Consider the following 17637-nt stretch of genomic DNA (forward strand, 5'->3'; position numbering starts at 1 on the left):
ACATGCGTGTTTCATAACAAATGCTTTAATTCATTTATAATTTATGCTTTTTTGACAAACTCAGATTTTAAAGCCATGGCTCCAAAATCTTTGATTTTACAATCTATGTTATGGTCGCCATCTGTGAGGCGAATATTTTTGACTTTGGTTCCCGCTTTTAAAGGTTTTGGAAAACCTTTCACTGGCAGGTCTTTCACGACGACCACGCTATCACCATCTTCAAGTATATTCCCATTAGCATCTTTTATGACAGGTTCCTTGCTTTCTGCTTCGTTTTCTATGGATTCCTTTTCGCCAGCATTCCATTCAAAACTACACTCTGGGCAGTTATAAATACCTTGCCCAACAGCATATCCGTAGGGGGATTTACAGTTTGGGCATTCTTTCATTTCTTCTGACATGGCAGTTTTTTTTTAAAAAAATTTTATTTCAGCCTCAAAAATGCGTTTAATCTTTTTCTTAGTAAAGAATTAATCAGACTGAATTCTTTACTAAAAGGAAGTTGAACGCACTACTCTTCCATGATGTGGCTGCTCGTTCCTATAATTGTTGATTGGCATGAGATATTTCAATAATTCTACCTGCTCCAGCGAAACTTCTATGGCTTCTTTAAACACAATCCAGGTCACTTCCTCAGAACAAGGCGGTGTCGTAAGAGAACCTTCATAAGAAAAGTAGCCTTTGTGCTGTGGTAGATTTTGAGAAATATCGAACGGCTTCTTGATCAATTTTGTTTCTCCTTTTTTGATAGGCAGGTAACTTTCTAAAAGCTCAAAAGGTTCGCTGTTTTTTCCTTCTTTGGCCATCACAGAAAGCACTACAAATTCTTTTGAATCATTTTGATGGACTAGATGGATTTCTAAAGGGTAACGAACTCCTTCGATAAGATGTTCTGCTGGCTCATGAAAATGGAATTGCTTCAAATGAAACGTGTCTTTTTCGTAGACTAAAAAATCACCTGCTTCAAAATCATACTGAATCGAATGTCCATTATTGGCTACATCATGAAGAATGGTTTCTTTTGAATAATGAATATCAACGGGTTGAAGATTGTCATCAGCTTTAAAATTCACCAAATTAATTGGGGACTGAAAATTTCCATCACAATTGGTCTGGCCTTCCAGCTCAGCCCAATGCTCAGGCCCTGTCTCTCCATCATAGCTCCAGTGAATCGAGTTATCTTTAGTTTCACTTTCGTTTTCTTGTGATTGTTTTTGGCAACTTGACATCGTAATAAGAACGCACAAAAGAATTCCGATCCGGATATTATTCATTTTTATCAAAACTAATACTCCACATACCTCTTACTTCGTTCACATCATATCCAATAGCTCTATCCTCTGGATAAAGCTGTTCTATTCTCTCTAATGTTTCGGTCTCTATCTCATGACCAGGAGTTCCATGACATTTCAAACACATGTCGTTGGTCACAATTGGATAATAAAATTTCACTTGTTGATCTGCTTCTACCACTATAGGTTCAGGCTCCTCCCCTTTTTTCAAAACCTCTTTATACACCGAGATGTATTCCAATTCCTCCGGATTAGCTTTATTATTTGGATTTCTATTTTGGTCGGACACTCGCCTTATGTTTGCATTATGCTTTGTGGCCATGGAATCTGTGAGTGGCATCGCCTGCACATTACAAAACGAAAGCGCATGAAGAACGCCCTCCTTTTGTATGGCTCCCATAAGGTTTTTCCCTAGAGTAGCTTTGGTGGACTTGGCATATTTCATCCCAATATCTGCATAGCTATCTTCAGGCTCTTTAAGTGTCTTTACATCTTTGCCCTCTTGCTTATAGGCTTTACCATGATGTTCTTCCCAGTGTTTCTGAAACCACTCTGGCTCTGCGATTTCATAATCATACATAAAGGCGGCAATTGCCTCAATATCTTCTTGCTTATAAGGCTGGTAAGGCATTAAACCAAAGCGTTTTACAGCCCCCTTCAGCTTAGCCTTTTCTTTGGTAGGTTGCTCTACAAAATTCCAAATGTTGGCAATAAACTCTTCTTTTGAAGTTGCATCTTCCGCATATTTGGCCTTTAAAGCCACCATAGGTGGCGCAATCATAGACCCTTCTGCAGCTTTAGGACTGTGACAGAGGTAACATTTGTTTTCCATAAGGGTTTTTCCCCTTACGGCAAGTTCTTCTGAATTTAATTCCGTTGACTTTAATTTGATGTAATCTGACTTGTTTTTTTCAGATGAATTTTTGCAGGATGCTAGGCTTACGGCTATAACTAAAGCTATTATGGTCCATTTCATGGCAGATGTATTTAAAAAAGCAAGTTACACAGAGTCTAAAAATTGAATGGTAACTTAAGTTACAAGAGAGTAATTAGGTATTAGGGAGTAGGTTTTGGGGGTCGTAGGAAAATCTGAACTAGTTTTTGATTGATGCAGTGCTGCTGTCATTCAGAAGGAGTCTTTTGAGCGACTGATGGATCTCTCCTATCGCAAAACTAAAAAATCCCGTTCTATGCCCGCCTTTAGATTAGGTTTTAGTTCGTGAGTTAGTCAAGTTTTAAGAAGTAGATTTTTGGTTTTAGAACCATTTGAGTGAATTGGTGAGTTTTGAGCTTGCCCGAATATTCTTATAGGCGGGTTCTTGAATTGGTGAGTCTAGAATAAAAATTTTGAATTTTGAAATGAAAAATATTTTGACTCTTTGAAACAGGACGTTTTGAATCAGGACTTGTTCTGAGAAATGTTCACAATTCTGATGTTTTACTTCAAAAATTTCTCTTTATCATTCGGTGTTCTTTATTCGGTATTCAGTGTTTCACAGTGGGTTTGTTGGTCGTCCTTCGTGACTCGTAATTCGTGGATCGAAATAGAGATATTTTGACTCTTTGAAACAGGATGTTTTGAATCAGGACTTGTTCTGAGAAATGTTCACAATTCTGATGCTTTATTTCAAAAATTTCAATTCATCATTCGGTGTTTATTATTCGATACTCAGTGTTTCAAAGTGAGTTTGTTGGTCGTGATTCGTGATTCATGATTCGTACCTGAAAATTTGATAGGAACCAAGCGATAGCTGCATAAAAAAAGCGGAGGCAAAACCCCCGCTTTTCATAACCAACCTAGTAAAAACACCTTATTAAAATTGCTTTTTGGCCAGGTACCAAGTAGTTTTTTCTACTGAATCGTCCTCCAGTCTTGCTTCATAATCTTTTAATGTTTTTGGAGGTGAAACTATTCCTTTGTCTCCTTTTTTCCAATCGAGTGGACATGCAGCTCCATGCTCATCAGAAAACTGAAGTGCTTCCAAACACCTTAAAATTTCATCCATGTTTCTACCAACATTTAGTGGATAGTACATGATCAATCTTATTTTCTTACTTGGATCTATAAAGAAGACTGCCCTTACAGCTGCGGTTTCGCTTTCGTTTGGCTGCAGCATTCCATAGAGCTTAGATACTTTCATATCAATATCGGCTATAATTGGAAAGTCCATATAAACCCCGGTGTTTTGTTTTACACTATCCACCCATCCTATGTGTGAATGAATCGAGTCGATACTCAAGCCTAATAGTTCAGTATTGAGGGCTTCAAATTCTTTTTTACGTTCTGCAAACCCGCTCATTTCAGTTGTACAGACTGGTGTAAAGTCTGCAGGATGAGAAAACATTACAATCCATTTGTCTGGAGCAAAATCAGACATTTTCATTTTTCCTGTAGTTGTTACCGCTTCAAAATCTGGTGCCTGATCACCAATTCTTGGCATGCTTATGACTTCTTGATTGTCTTGTACATTTTTTAAATCTTCCATAGTTTATTTCTTTTTTTGTTACAGGACAAATATAAGGTATATTGATAGTTTTAAAAGTAACAATAGTTACACCTGATGATGAAATGATGAGATCTTTTATAATTTTTTCTTGTCGGGAGTAGGAAGCCTGCCTGCGTTTCCCGCCTGAGGCGGTCAGGTCGGTAGTCGGTGGTCGGTAGTCGGTAGTCGGTAGTCGGTAGTCGGTAGTCGAAATTTAAAAAAATTTGAAATAATTTAGCCCCGATAGCAATGGAAAGCCCGTCAGATGAGCTGCTGTACAAAAGCCAAAACCAAAAAGCGACCAAAGGAAGCTCTTTTGGTTATGCTGCTTTTTGCCAGCTGGTCGTCGAGGACTTGAAATGGATAGCGGGAATAGCTCCCAATACTCATTTACTGCGTGAATTCTTTGAAAACGATATAAATGCCCATAAGCAAAACAAACCAGCCGAAGCCTTTTTTCAGTTTTTTGCCGTCGATAAACTTATTGAGCCAAATCCCCACGAAGATTCCTACCACTGAAAGCCCAGTAAAGAGCCCTAAGAAGGTCCAGTCGATTTCTATATTTTGAACATCCCCAATAAAACCAATCAGAGACTTAACAGCGATGATTAATAGTGAGGTGGCCACTGCTTTTTTCATAGGTAATTTGGCTAACAGAACCAAAGCAGGAATGATGAGAAAACCTCCTCCTGCTCCTACTATCCCGGTAAGAAATCCAACAACTACGCCTTCTACTATAATAAGCGGATAGTTGTACTTTACCTCTGCCTCGGGATCTTCTTGCCCTTTCTTTTTGTCTTTGATCATGGAGTATGACGCCAAAAGCATAATCAATGCAAAAAAGAGCATGATCCCTATGTTTTTGGTCACTTCGAAGTCGGCTATCGTAAACAACGAATCTGGAATGGCTGGAACCGCATATTTTCTGGTGGCGTATACCGCTATAAACGCAGGAATAGCAAATACGGTGGCTGTTTTGAGATCTACCAGGCCTTTTTGCATGTTACGGATAGCTCCTACAAGACTGGCGGTACCTACTACAAATAGCGAATAAGCTGTGGCTGTAACCGGATCTTCCATGAGAAGATATACAAGTACCGGTACCGTAAGAATGGAGCCTCCACCGCCTATTAATCCAAGAACAACTCCTATGATGAGTGCTCCAAAAAAGCCTAGTATTTCGATTATTTCCATGAAGAGTATTTCATTTACATTGGCAAATGTAGAATTAGAATACGGCTAAGGCAGTAACTTTGGTTACATTGAAAGTAAGGCTTTAAATTGATTTTGATAGATTATTATTTATCTTAGCGAAAAATTTGAAAAATGGCACTGGAACAAGAGGTTATGCAAAAAATGAAAGAAGCGATGAAGGCAAAAGATTCTGTCGCCTTAGCTTCTTTGAGGTCTATTAAAAGTGAAATTTTAAAAGCTAAAACAGCTACGTCTAGTAAAGAAGATATGAGTGAGGCGGATGAGCTCAAGCTTGTTCAAAAACTCGTCAAACAAAGAAAAGATAGCGCTCAAACTTACAAGGAACAAAATAGAGATGACTTAGCTGAAGCGGAATTGGCCGAGGTAAAAGTCATAGAACAATTTTTACCCGCTCAGCTGAGTGAAGAAGAAATCGATAAAGAGGTAAAATCTATCATTGAAGACACTGGTGCGGACTCTATGAAAGATATGGGAAAAGTGATGGGTCTGGCTTCTCAGCGCCTGGCTGGAAAAGCGGATGGAAAAACCATTTCAAAAATCGTCAAGGAGAACTTGTCTTAAGATAGATTTCTATTGTAAATTTGCATTGAATAGATTTTCGATTTAAAGGAAATTTGAGGCCGCGTAGTTCAACTGAATAGAATATCAGATTTCGGCTCTGAGGGTTGCAGGTTTGAATCCTGCCGCGGTCACGATAAGCACAAAACCACATTCTAACGAATGTGGTTTTTATATTTTACTCAAGTTAGAAAAGCAAAGCTTTTATAAACGCAGAGTAAATATAAAAATCAGAACTGCGATAGCAGTGGTTTTGTATTTCCAGCAGAGAACGCACTCAGGATATGCAATCCTGACGCGCCTGCCTGCCAGAGGCACGACAGGCAGGGTCACGAATAAATAGTCCAAACAAAAAAATCAGGTTTTAGGTTATAGTCTGTAGGTTTTAGGGAAAATGACCTTCCCTAAATAGCATTGACCGTTTAAAGAACAGGAAGGAACAGGACGTTTTGGGGTGCACGTAGTGAATCCTTGATTAACACAACAAACAGAAAACCACGCCATTTTAGCGTGGTTCTTTGTTTTTGACAAAAGCTAAAGCAATAGCTGAATGGTTTTTAAAAAAAATGTGGACTTGGACGATAATCTTAAGTTTACTATTTACTTAGGGAAACTAATTAATCCGCTGTAACTAAAACCAAAGCAGCCACGGGCATAATTGGTGGAAAGAATGGTTAACATTGTATATTCTTTTCATCAGATTAAAAGGCGTCTGCTCTCATAGCAGGTTCAATTATTTCTTTCTGATAAGAAAGCAACTTCTTTTTAAGCAAAAAATATCCCCTTAAAAGAAGATGCCTATAATTTTCAATAGCCAAAAACAAGACTTCTAAATTCTCATTGTTGTAAGCTGTATCTCGAAAATACTCCAAGTCACTTGAAAGAAATAAATGGAAGTTATCCTTCATATCTTTTGAAATTTCATTTGTATAAAGATTATCCTTCACTATTGATTCTATTTCTTGTTTCAATTGTGACTCTAATGGTCGAAAACGTCTAAAGTTGGTTATTATTTTATCAAATGGAGTTGTATAATTTGTAAATTCTAGATGATTATATATTTTAGTTATTATATCTAATTTGGAATCAATCTGCTGATCATATTCAAATAAGGTTTGGTAGTACTCCTTTAGCTTTTTAGGTTTAGATAGTAAGGCTTCAGTTTGTTCAAAAAAAGTAAAAATCTTAATATCATTTTCTTTAATTTTAGAATTGACTTGTTCTAATTCCAAGTTAAGCTTTGTTATTAGTTTATAGCCTTCTTTGCTCTCATACTTTTTGCCGTCATAGTCAAAGGTTTTAAGAGAAATAGTTTTATAAGCTATTTTTTTTATAATTTCAAGATCATTTTTTAAAGCAAATTCTGTGTGAACTAAATCTACAATTTGTTCTGAGAAAAGCTCAGGAAATTCTATTTTACCATCAGTTGTATTGATGTTTTCTAAATCAAAATAAACTGGATTTTTATTATCGTAATATTCATTATAGATATCAGAAAAAGTATTGTTTTTGAATTCTTGATAAAAGATGCTTTCAAATTTACTTGAGTCCATATATTGTATTTCCCCCTTATATTCAATATCTGTAAATAAAAAATTAGTTAAAGTTTTCTGTACTTCTTCATAATTTCTAAAAAGATGCAGTGCAGGTTGATGCTTAAATTCTACAAATTCTGAATGTTTTTTTTGTCTTTCAAGTCTATCGCTAATACTTGGGTGCGAAGCCCACTGATCTTTAATTACTAGTTTGGATTTTTTAAACTTTTTGTACTCTTCAATAGTAACTTCAGGAAACCCATTAACAATTGGAAGTTTACTTTCTTTTGCAAGTAAATTAAGTACAAACCAATGCTCATCATAAACGTTTTCACTTCTAATGTTATCGGATATTTTATCTGCATAAAACGTTAAAACTCGACTAAGTGCCTCTCCAGATAACTCCGCTCTAAGTAAAGATCGCCTAAAAGGCTCATAACCTGCAATGCTTACTGCGATTTCATCGGCATGAAACTCCATTTCTCTAGAGAGGCCCAAATAACTTTTATTTACAATTTCATAAAGCTTTTGAAGGATCCATTTTATCCCCTCGATAATATTGACTGCTAAAACAATGAAAAAGTTTAAATATCCACTTGCTTCTGCCCATTTCTGAATAATTTTATCAAAAGATTCATCCTCAGATACCAAATTGAATATCACTTGATTTACGTTATAAACATAACTGCTAAGCTTCAAACTTTTTTGAGAGAAATGACCAAATTCATGTGCCAGGACAGCTTTAAGCTCATCTTGAGAAACGCTATTCAAAAGTCCCATACCAATTAATAGGTTTTTTTTAACTGGAAAAAACATACTCCAGAAATTAGAATCATAAAAAACAGCTGCATTAACATCTGTAGATAGGTAGACTCTTTTTGGAAAACTAGTTTTGACTTCAGTTACAATTTCTTGTATCAGACTAAAGATTTCTGGCTGATTTGCATGTTGGATTTCATAAAAATTAGAGCGATCAATTTTTCTGAAGCTAAATACAAACTTGATTAAAAAGTAAAAAATAAGCAAACCAAAACTAGCAAGTCCAATTCCAAGAGCTATGGAAATAAATCTTGGAAAAGTGTCTATAAGTAATATTGCTCCATAAATACAAAGTGCTGTGAGTCCAATTGTAAAAGAAAATAGTATAAAATATATTAGAATAAAAAAAGCGATTGACCCAATTGCAAGGATACTTTTAGTTCTGAATTCTGATGATCGATTGGCTTGTCTTTTTATTTCCATTCTTAGTATTATACTTAAAAAATTTTGAAATTAGATAAATATGAAATCAATTCTGTCGAGTTAGTATAAAAAAACAAGATTATCATTTTCTGGACATGCTTGTTACAATATTGTTCAAATTAACTTAATATTTTTTTAGGTTCCAAACCAATGATAATTAGCAAAAACTAGTAAAAGTGTCTACCTACAAACTCTTATTTATAGAATACTCTAATAAACAACTAAGTTTGAAGTTACTAATTTTAACCTTTACATTGAATTAGCATATTTAATTCCACAACAAAAAGTTTTTGATTAATTCGATAAATTCCATTAGGTCTGGCAGTGTCACGAATAAATAGTCCAAACAAAAAAATTAGGTTGTAGGCTGTAGGTTTTAGGTTTTAGGGAAAATGACCTTCCCTAAATAGCGTTGACCGTTTTGAACTATAGTCAATATCTGATTATTTAAAATTTAACCATCTCAACTTTTATCAAAGGGATAGTTTGGATGGCATGGCTCTTGGATTTATACATAAGTTGACTCCAATTCAAATTGAGATGTCAGGGTTACACCCCTTTTTCCTGGATCCTACTGTTTTTTTATGAAGATATCAGGGCTAACGCCCCTAATTGGAAATAGTTTGAGAATTAAAGCATAAAATCTATAAGAGGATTTAAACAAGGTGATTTTAGGGGTAGCGCACTGAAATCTTTGTCTTCAATCAGATGTGTCTTAGCTACTTTCATCGATTCATAACTTAAGACTATAGACTGTCTTTTTGAGGTGTCGAAACCATAAACCTACAAAGCTTGATTAAACTAATTTGAGGTTATATCTATTGACTTTAAATGGTCAACCTATATCAGGGAGTGACTTTAAGAGAATTGACCTTCCCTAAATAGACTTGAAGTTTTTATGAACATTTAGAACCAGGACCCTAATCCGTGGTTATTACATTACTCAAAAGTAAAAAGCAGTGCTTTTACTTTTTAAAAGATATATTCTTAAAATTATTACAAATGCTGGATTTATGATCTAGCTAAAAGCAATTGCTCCAAAACAGATTCCACTCCATGCTCATCATTGCTTGATGTCGTATAATTAGCTATTTCTTTAACCCGTGGGTGCGCATTGGACATAGCGTAACTGAACTTTGCTAACTTCAGCATTTCAATATCATTGTTGTAATCCCCAAAAATCATCGTCTGCTCTGGTGTGATACTTAAGTCCTTTTGAATTTGCTTTAGCGCAAAGGATTTATTGGCTTCCTTATGAGAAATGTCAACCCAGTTCTGTCCAGAAACTATGACTTGTACCTCATCCCTAATTGGCTCAAGATAAGGATACACAAACTCCTCTGAAGAATCAAAATGAAAAACTGCAATTTTTAAGAATTCGTCGTCAGTGACCTGAGTAAGATCATCTACTTGTGTAGCCTCTGTATAATATTCGCATAGTTTGGAAATGAAATTTGAATCTTTGGATTCGGTATAAGCTGTTTTTCTTCCACATAAAACAATATAAGCATCCTTTACCTCTCTAAGGTGTGAAATACAATCCAAAATTTGATTCGGGCTTAGCTCTAGCAAGACGTTGGTTTCATCCTTATACTTCATAATGGCACCGTTCTCGGCTATAATGCTCATGTCATTACTGATAGAGGGAAACTTGCTAAGTATGCTTTGGTATTGTCTTCCACTCGCTGCTACAAAATGAATATCCTTACTTTTTAGCTGCTGAAACTGATTCAGGAATTTAATACTCACCTCATGCTGACTATTAAGCAGGGTGCCATCCATATCGGATACTACCAGTTTGATGTTCGAAAAATCCATGTTTTAATTTAGTTTATGGGCTAAACCAAAGTGCTTGATAAGTACACCAGGTTTAAAAAACAAATGTAGATATCATCCATAACATAGACATAGATTTTGATTTTTTAGGATAAATAATTTTGAAATTAATACCATAATCGACTCATTACTTTGATTAAGAGTAATTGCTATACTATGGATTTTGTATATTACACGTTAAGTTAAAACACATGAATTTATGACTTCTTTTCAAAAAGAGATCAGGCTAAAAGCTTACAGAAGAGGCTTTCACTTAATAACCGATGAAATTCTGAAAGAAGTGAAAAGCGAATTAATCTCAATTGACATAGGTGTTTTTCATGTTTTCATTCAACACACTTCTGCTTCGTTGACCATCAATGAAAATGCAGATCCATCTGTAAGAGTAGACTTTGAAAGCCACTTCAATCAGTCAGTTCCAGAACATGCTGCATACTACACGCATACTATGGAAGGATCTGACGACATGCCAGCTCATTTAAAGGCCTCCACTTTGGGTTCTTCGGTAAGTATTCCTATAAGTCAGGGTAAATTAAACTTGGGAACCTGGCAGGGCATCTACTTATGCGAACACAGGAATTATGGTGGCAGGCGTACGATTGTGGTTACCGCTTTGGGAACCCCTTCTAAACATTAGTTTTGATTAGAAATCCACCTTAAGAAAGACATTTCCTGTAGGAAAACAACTAAAGTCTAAGACTTGTATAACCTATCGGTATGCTTTCAAAAATCTTAAACTTATTTCTCATGTTTTACAAATTCCATCGTGTTCACTTTTCCTGAAAGATACCCTCAAAAAGCAATTTCAAAAATTAGCGTAATACTTAGTTTGACAGAAATGTATTTCGTATCAAGCTAAAATCAGACGTTGATACACTTGTGCCGTGAGGAAAGCATCACCCATTGAGGTATGCCTGTCTTTCTTGGTGATATGGAATTCATCGCACAACTCGTCCAGACTTTTTCTCATAAGCTGATGGACACCTTTATATTGAGAATACAAAGCACTGGTGTCCTGGACCTTATTCTTCAACTTAGGAAGCCCAGCATTTTTTAAAGCCATATTGATCATATGCACATCAAACTGAATATGATGCCCTATAATTTTTGAATTTCCCAGGTAGCTGAGTAATTGCTCTAAAGCTTCAGACTCAGGTACTAAGTGGTCAGTTTTATTTTTTACAATCCCATGTATAGCGATGCTTTCAGGTTTATTGATTTTTTGTTTCAAAAACACACTAAAATTATCTTCGATATAAATGATTTTATTGTGTAAGGCTACTGCTCCAATGGATAGAATCTTATCTTCAGTTGGTTTTAAACCTGTAGTTTCACAATCCAAAACGACCACACGAGCTGAATCGTCGTTCTTAAATTTTGCGCTGTAGTTCTGCCAAAATTCAGGATAGTCTTTTTTATTTTTGAACAACTTATTGAACAAGAGCTTCATAAAAAATAGGTGAGTTGAAATCTATTCTTAAGTAAACTTTGGATGTCTTTGATGGGTTTGAAGGCACGTTTCAACTTCATTTTATCGCTTTTAGTCAATTTTGAAAGTTCGAGATACCTCCCAGATGACTGATTTTTAAATCCTTCAATAGCTCGAAATTTTGATAAAACATGAAAACTCTTGATGCAGCCTGCATAGACCTCTTCATTTTGAGGTTCGAGTTGAATCAATTTTTCAAAGCGCTCTATGGTGTTATTTTTACCTTGTATTCCTTCAGATAAAATCAAAACTCTGGCTGCATCTACCAAAGGCTGAATAGCTCTAGCTTTTACATCAAACTCGTCCTTATGCTCGCCATCATCTTCAATAATAAATTGCCTGAAGAAGCCCAATGGTGGAGGGTTTTTAACAGCATCTTCTCCCAGATACGCAAAAAACTTTTGATTATTGTTGAGTTTTTTATAAATATGCTGACTCAATTCTTCCGCAAGTTGATCCTCTCCGTAAACCCTTGAATAATCAAAGAAAATACTACACATCATCATATGCTTGGTCGAGGGATGTTCAATCCAGCGTGAAAATTGTCGTTTCCAATCACTTATACTCAAGCAGTAATCTGGATTACTAGCCATCATCTCCGCAGGACAGTAGACGTAACCCAGCTGATGTAAAGACTTACTCACTTCTTTTGCCAATTTCAAAAAATACTCCTGTGTATCGTTAAGTTTGTCTCTTTCCACGTCTTCAAAAACCAGGGCATGGTCCTGGTCTGTTAGTAAAACCTGTTCTCCCCTGCCCTGGCTTCCAATCCCTAACCATGCATATTTCACAGGTGCTTTGCCTACTTTTACTTCGCTAATTTCTATAACTCTGTACATCAAAGCCTGAGTGATAAGACGGCTGATCTTCATCACGTAAGCCATTGGCAGGGCAGTTTCCAAATAGGCCTCGAGAAGCCTACTCAAGGATTCTCTTATTCGAATCAATGATTCCAAACTAGTTACGCGTTCAATTTGTTTTAAAAGAGCGACAGGATTATTGGCTTGTGCCGTCATAATATCATGTTCAGATAAAATTCCAATTATTTCAGATTGATCACTGCCGTCTTTGGTGACACACAAATGACCAATCTTATGCTGCAAAAGCAAACTTTGTACTTCAGCCAGATGCGTTTGTGGAGGAATACACCTTACCGGTGATGACATGATGTTTTCAAGCTTATCTTCCTTATCCATTTTACCTGAAGCGACCCAGCGACGTATGTCTTTGTCTGTGACGATACCTGTTGGCAGGTGTTTGTCTTCAATTATTAGTGAGCTTATTTTATGTGAATTCATGATTTTAGCAGCCTGTTGAACAGTTGCCGCAGAGGAAAGACAAATGGGGTTTCTAGTATAAAAAGCCTGCTGAAAGAAATCCAAGTCTGTTGAATCCTGATTCTTTAAGCTATAATTGGTTGACATGAGTTTGCCTTTAGCATCTGAAGCTTTTGGGTTTCTAGTATTGGAAGCAAAACTTTCTAAAAGAAAATTCATGATGCTAGTATTGTGTTGCAAAAGGCTTTTAAAAGCTTCAAAAGGAATTGCGTATAGAACTGATTCCTCTCTAGCCAACGCTTCCATTGCATAGGTCTGATCTGCAAATAAAGGTCTGAGACCAAGTATATCCCCTTCGTCACAGATATCAATCCAGTCTGCAGCATGGATTTGACTGGATCGTAAACCTACAGCTCCCTGTTGAACTACATAAAACTCAGTATGAGCAGCATCTCCTTCTTTGAAAAGAAAGTTCCGTTTGGGGATGTAGTGAACTCTAACCTGTGAGGCAATGGATTTTAAGTCTTCAAAGCTAAGATCCTCAAAAGGCGGATACTTCTTTAAAAAATCTGCTACGCGTTCAACAATTACATTCCCCATTTTTGACTGGAATTAGTGCTTAAATGAATCGTATAAATTTATTAAAAAGAAAATTAGGTTTAGGTGCTTTTATTCAAAACCTGAATCAACATGGTTTAAACGCTCAATTTTGGAATTCATTGATTGAAGGAGAGGTCCCTAGGCAAAAAAACGATATCTTTAAGCAAAAACACTATCATGATTAAACAGTATATCATTTTATTTTGGGCAAGTGGCTTGTTTTTGGGCTTGATGGTTGGCGCTTATTTTGCCTGTCCGCTTTGGAAAGTGGCCGTACCTGCAATGCTAGTCTTATCCATAGCTACTGGAGTTACAGGGTATAATCAGTTGAAGGATCAAGCAAAAGATTGAGACTTTGCTTAACAAGCTTACTCACTCTCACATTGACATTATTTTATTGTTGAATTCATTTTAAAGATCCTCTCCATCTCATAATTATCTGGTTAACATGTAGAAAATCAATAGGAATAGTTTTACATTAAGCTGTTAGGTCATTTAATAAATGACCTAAATGTTAAAATAAGTTGATTAAAAGCTTTAGAAATTTTCTAATCTATCCTCTGTATTGGTGTGTCAAACATTTTATAAAAGTTAATGATTAAAAAATACAAACCAAAAAGTTTGTTAAATGAAAGATTTTACTAATTTCGAAATTCTTAATAAAATGATGCAAACAAACAATCTGTGATCGATAATTAGTTATCTATGATTTCTTATGAATTAAGGAAAAACTCAATCTTTATGAAACCAAACCATTTGTTTACCACTTTATGTGTATTTACTTTATTTATTAATCTTTCCTGTAGTAGCGGTGATGACATTGATGACATTACAGAGTCAGACTCAGAGAGTCTACCAGAATTAAATTCAGATAATGAGATACTTTCATTTACCTTAAACAAAGGGAATTATACACAGGATTTCAATATTGGAGATTCTTCAATAGAAGGAGAAGTAGAGAGTCAAATTGACTTGGTAGATATCAACCTTGATGTTCAGATTTCCCAAGACGCAACTATAGACCCTAAGCCAAATACAGTAACTTCAATTTCAGAACCTTTCACCTTTACAGTAACTGCAGAAAATGGTGACAAAAGGGACTATTTAATTTCAATAAACAGAAAGTTGAGTGTAGAAAATTCAATACTAGAATTTCGAATCGATACTGAAAGCTTTTCAACTCAGGCAACCGTAGACGAAGAAAATAGAATCATTAGTCAAAGACTGCCGGAATATCTAGATTTTTCCAATCTTGATGTATCCATTGAAATTTCAGACCGAGCTATCTTAAGTCCAAGTAGTGAAGACCCTCTTGATTTTTCTTCCCCAGTAAATTTAATAGTAACATCAGAATCTGGAGTTGAAAAAGAATACACGGTAGAATTAAGTCCGATGACTGAAAGTTTTAGCGTGACCTGCGATGAAATGAATGTATCTAAATGGTTTGGCGGAGACAACAGAGACGCACCCCAATATGACATGGTACCTTTTGATAGAAACGTAGGTACCGGTCAGATCGTTAAACTGGACCAGGACCTTTTTCCAAGCACATTTGGTGTGCATCTCGATCGTAATTTTGAATATTCAGAGGGCAGTGTTCCTTTTAACGCTTCTGTAGAATTGAAATTAAACATCAGAACTAAAGATGGAAACTTATTGGGCTCTAGTATAGCTAACGTATTTCCAAACTTTACGGGTGGGTTTATAGATTTTGATTTAAGGGATCTCGATTTGTTTTTGAAAAGCAATACCGAATACGTGTTCCAGTGGTATTTGTTAGATGGTGCGGCCCTGGGGGTGAATGCAGGAAGTAATGGAACAAATACCAATGGCGATGCTTCCAATTTCTGTTTTGGAGGAGGATATTCTGGTCAATCTAAGCTAAGCCAGAACACAACCTTAGAAGATCCTGAAGTCTGGTTTACTCATGGCTGGAATTTCAACATAAGACTTAATGGTAAGCAATAGAAAGTTAGTTGCATAAAATTATGAAACAACTCATACTCCTGGCTGTAATACTAATATTATCATTTTCTTCATATGCTCAAGATTCAAAATTTAGTGTAGAAGTTAACTATCCAGTTTCCTTTGGAGATAGCTACTTTGGGGAAGCTTATGATGGCATTGTTGATATTGGAGCAAAGTATCAAATTATAAATCTTGACCTCATTAGCCTTGGAACCTCACTAAACGCAGGGATTTTTAAGAATCAAGATGAAAGGCTAGCAGAATTTATAGATGTTTATGTCTATACCATACAACCTGGAATTTTTGGAGAACTTAATTTGCCATCGTTGAGCAGACTGAGGCCTTCTGTAGGAGTTGGTTACAGTTTTATAATATTCGATCAGATCAATCAAAGTCCGTTACTTGACCGTGAAAGTTTTTCTGAAACAGAAGGTGGAATAAATCTAAATTTTGGAATCGCATACGATCTTACGTCCAGGCTTTTTGTCCAGATTCAGTATGATTATATTAAACTTCTAACTCAGGATGATTATTTAAGAACAACTGTAAATAGTAAAATCAATATTTTTAAAGCAGGATTGGGTTATCGCTTTTAGGTGTTTTCTCCTGAACAGATAGAAATAATTAAATACCATGAAAATTGTTGTCCTTCTTTTATTGTTTGCCCCTATGTATCTCATGCATGGGCAACCTGATTTTAAAATTCAAAAGTCTGGGAACGAACGCTTGATAAAAGCTTTAAATAATGCTGAGCAGATTGCTAAAAACAATGAGAATTATTTATCAGTTAGAGTTTATAAACTAGATAACGGTCCTGGTAGTGCGGAAAGTGAAAGCTGTGAAGTTTCGCATAATGTTTTAGTTGCTGTTTCAGAGTTTGATACAGCACCCATGCAAAATGTTTTTGAAATCGGTCCTTTTATAAATCCGGAGTTTTTAAGCTGGAGCGAAGTAAAAGAGTATGAAAGAAGCTTTCTAATTGAGTATGGTGATTATGATAATCGCAAAAAAAAAGGCTTAAGAGTAAACATTGATAATTTAAAAGTCTACTAATTCTAATCAATCCTATGAAAACCAGTTCACTTTATTGTTGTATTTTTATAGCCCTCACATCCTCCTGCTTTAGTCAGGTTACCGATATAATTACCAATTTATCCACTCCCACTGGATTAGTAATAAACGATGGTAAATTGTACATTTCAGAATCTGGAAAAAACAGAGTGATAAGCATAGACATTGAAGCAAATACTAATGAAATTACAGAAGTTGCTACAGGATTAATCTATCCTCTTGGATTAGAAATATATGCAAATGACTTATTAATTGCAGAGAACGATGCTGCAAAACTTTCAATAAAAAACATTGACAATACGTCAACTTCTGTAGAAACATTCATAACTTTCGAAAGTCCAACTACAGATCCGTATGGCTTACTAATCAAAGACCAGACACTTTATACTTCTGGAGTAGGCGGATACTTATTTGAGGTGGATATGAGTCTAAGTGATCCTATTGCGGTACCAACACTATCGAGAAGTGATGGTACTGTACTCAACTTAATTGTATTTCAGGATCATCTTTATTACACCGAATCTGAAATTGAAAACTCAATGTACGGCAGTATAAAGAAAGTAGACCTCATGAGTTCTAACCCTGAGTCTAATCAGTTTATTGGTAATTTAGACTCCCCTGTAGGTTTGGCACTAGCGAATAATCATCTATATTTTTCTGAGCCAGAATTAAATAAGATTTTTAGAATTGATTTGTCTGATGCCAATCCTAGTCCTGTAGAAGTTTTATCAAACTTAGATGGCCCAGGCACTTTATACATCCACGATGACTTTATGTACATCTCTCAGCTTGATAAAGTTTCACGAGTCCAGTTAGCCACATTGGGAACTTCAAATATTGAAAAACGACAAATTACAATTTACCCAAATCCAACCTCTGACGTCTTAATTCTAGGGGAAATTGAAAATGAAACAACATATTCTATTTTTAGTATCACTGGTAAAAAAGTGAAAAAAGGGCTGACCTCAGATCAAAAAATAGATGTCAACAACTTTGAACAAGGACTATATTTTTTGGAGTTAAACAACAACAACAAAATTTTTAAATTTTTAAAAGAATAAATACAGG

16 protein-coding genes and 1 tRNA gene are annotated in these 17637 nt (G+C 35.6%); 8 read left to right on the forward strand and 9 right to left on the reverse strand.

Annotated features, from left to right (window positions below):
- Nucleotides 1-41 precede the first annotated feature (41 nt).
- From LB454_RS07585 to LB454_RS07605, 5 genes are all read right to left on the reverse strand, one after another.
- On the reverse strand, nucleotides 42-401 hold the full coding sequence (locus tag LB454_RS07585; RefSeq protein WP_322962853.1) for a zinc ribbon domain-containing protein YjdM: 360 nt from the start codon (nucleotides 399-401) through the stop codon (nucleotides 42-44).
- A 90-nt stretch (nucleotides 402-491) separates the two neighbouring features.
- A complete protein-coding gene (locus tag LB454_RS07590; protein WP_224464067.1) occupies nucleotides 492-1229 on the reverse strand; it encodes a carbonic anhydrase in 738 nt (245 codons plus the stop codon).
- A gap of 37 nt (nucleotides 1230-1266) precedes the next feature.
- Nucleotides 1267-2268 carry a c-type heme family protein gene (locus LB454_RS07595; RefSeq protein ID WP_224464068.1) on the reverse strand — a complete coding sequence of 334 codons (1002 nt, stop codon included), beginning with the start codon at nucleotides 2266-2268 and terminating at the stop codon, nucleotides 1267-1269.
- A gap of 838 nt (nucleotides 2269-3106) precedes the next feature.
- On the reverse strand, nucleotides 3107-3778 hold the full coding sequence (locus LB454_RS07600) for a peroxiredoxin (RefSeq protein WP_224464069.1): 672 nt from the start codon (nucleotides 3776-3778) through the stop codon (nucleotides 3107-3109).
- Nucleotides 3779-4168: 390 nt separating this feature from the next.
- On the reverse strand, nucleotides 4169-4972 hold the full coding sequence (locus tag LB454_RS07605; RefSeq protein ID WP_224464070.1) for a sulfite exporter TauE/SafE family protein: 804 nt from the start codon (nucleotides 4970-4972) through the stop codon (nucleotides 4169-4171).
- A 132-nt stretch (nucleotides 4973-5104) separates the two neighbouring features.
- Between LB454_RS07605 and LB454_RS07610 the strand changes: the two genes are divergently transcribed.
- Nucleotides 5105-5554, forward strand: coding sequence for a GatB/YqeY domain-containing protein (locus LB454_RS07610; RefSeq protein WP_224464071.1), 450 nt, complete (start codon nucleotides 5105-5107; stop codon nucleotides 5552-5554).
- A 57-nt stretch (nucleotides 5555-5611) separates the two neighbouring features.
- Nucleotides 5612-5685: transfer RNA gene (locus tag LB454_RS07615), tRNA-Arg, on the forward strand.
- Nucleotides 5686-6252: 567 nt separating this feature from the next.
- Here the strand turns inward: LB454_RS07615 and LB454_RS07620 are convergent.
- Both LB454_RS07620 and LB454_RS07625 read right to left on the reverse strand, forming a co-directional pair.
- Complete coding sequence (locus tag LB454_RS07620; protein ID WP_224464072.1) at nucleotides 6253-8328, reverse strand: M48 family metalloprotease; 2076 nt, start codon at nucleotides 8326-8328, stop codon at nucleotides 6253-6255.
- Between the two features lie 1011 nt (nucleotides 8329-9339).
- The gene (locus LB454_RS07625; RefSeq protein WP_224464073.1) at nucleotides 9340-10146 is read right to left on the reverse strand and encodes an HAD family hydrolase; all 807 of its coding nucleotides are present in this window, start codon (nucleotides 10144-10146) and stop codon (nucleotides 9340-9342) included.
- Between the two features lie 217 nt (nucleotides 10147-10363).
- Between LB454_RS07625 and LB454_RS07630 the strand changes: the two genes are divergently transcribed.
- A complete protein-coding gene (locus tag LB454_RS07630) occupies nucleotides 10364-10801 on the forward strand; it encodes a secondary thiamine-phosphate synthase enzyme YjbQ (RefSeq protein WP_224464074.1) in 438 nt (145 codons plus the stop codon).
- A gap of 213 nt (nucleotides 10802-11014) precedes the next feature.
- Here the strand turns inward: LB454_RS07630 and LB454_RS07635 are convergent, their stop codons facing one another.
- Nucleotides 11015-11614, reverse strand: a complete 600-nt coding sequence (locus tag LB454_RS07635) for a 3'-5' exonuclease (protein WP_224464075.1) — start codon at nucleotides 11612-11614, stop codon at nucleotides 11015-11017.
- A complete protein-coding gene (locus LB454_RS07640; protein WP_224464076.1) occupies nucleotides 11611-13530 on the reverse strand; it encodes a DUF294 nucleotidyltransferase-like domain-containing protein in 1920 nt (639 codons plus the stop codon). The genes LB454_RS07635 and LB454_RS07640 overlap by 4 nt, the downstream gene beginning before the upstream one ends.
- A gap of 177 nt (nucleotides 13531-13707) precedes the next feature.
- Between LB454_RS07640 and LB454_RS07645 the strand changes: the two genes are divergently transcribed.
- The 5 genes from LB454_RS07645 (at nucleotide 13708) to LB454_RS07665 (ending at nucleotide 17630) form a co-directional block, all read left to right on the forward strand.
- On the forward strand, nucleotides 13708-13881 hold the full coding sequence (locus LB454_RS07645) for a hypothetical protein (protein WP_224464077.1): 174 nt from the start codon (nucleotides 13708-13710) through the stop codon (nucleotides 13879-13881).
- A gap of 390 nt (nucleotides 13882-14271) precedes the next feature.
- Entirely contained in the window at nucleotides 14272-15498 is a 1227-nt protein-coding gene (locus tag LB454_RS07650; protein WP_224464078.1) for a DUF5018 domain-containing protein, read from the forward strand.
- Between the two features lie 20 nt (nucleotides 15499-15518).
- Complete coding sequence (locus LB454_RS07655) at nucleotides 15519-16094, forward strand: outer membrane beta-barrel protein (protein WP_224464079.1); 576 nt, start codon at nucleotides 15519-15521, stop codon at nucleotides 16092-16094.
- A gap of 37 nt (nucleotides 16095-16131) precedes the next feature.
- A complete protein-coding gene (locus LB454_RS07660) occupies nucleotides 16132-16551 on the forward strand; it encodes a hypothetical protein (protein ID WP_224464080.1) in 420 nt (139 codons plus the stop codon).
- 14 nt (nucleotides 16552-16565) lie between these two features.
- Nucleotides 16566-17630, forward strand: coding sequence for a T9SS type A sorting domain-containing protein (locus LB454_RS07665; RefSeq protein ID WP_224464081.1), 1065 nt, complete (start codon nucleotides 16566-16568; stop codon nucleotides 17628-17630).
- Nucleotides 17631-17637 lie beyond the last annotated feature (7 nt).

Source organism: Psychroflexus montanilacus, assembly GCF_020164535.1.
Taxonomy (GTDB): Bacteria; Bacteroidota; Bacteroidia; order Flavobacteriales; family Flavobacteriaceae; genus Psychroflexus; species Psychroflexus montanilacus.